Raw genomic sequence first — 269 nt, forward strand, 5'->3', positions numbered from 1 at the left:
CGTTTCTCGTGCGCTCGCAGACCACGGACAAGAACGATACCGATGGTTTCTTCGTGCGCTTCGCGGCAACATCCGGCGGCATTTTTCTGGACTGCACCGTGCACGATATCGACGTCGCGCGTTGGCTGCTGGGCAAGCCGCGCGCGAAGCGGGTGTTCGCGGCGGGCGCGATTGCGCTGCACGAGGGGCTGCGTGAGTTCGGCGATGTCGACAATGGCGTGGCGATTTGTGAATTCGAAGGTGGGAAGCTCGCGATGTTCTATGCGTCG

The 269-nt window shown here is 62.1% G+C and carries 1 protein-coding gene; it reads left to right on the forward strand.

What is annotated here, in order from left to right; all coding sequences use genetic code 11:
• Nucleotides 1-269, forward strand: a 269-nt coding sequence (locus tag SB771_RS34690; RefSeq protein WP_410721999.1) for a Gfo/Idh/MocA family oxidoreductase, incomplete at both ends; no start/stop codon positions are given.

Origin of the sequence: Burkholderia sp. SIMBA_051, from assembly GCF_046534915.1 — a bacterium.
Taxonomy (GTDB): Bacteria; Pseudomonadota; Gammaproteobacteria; order Burkholderiales; family Burkholderiaceae; genus Burkholderia; species Burkholderia ambifaria.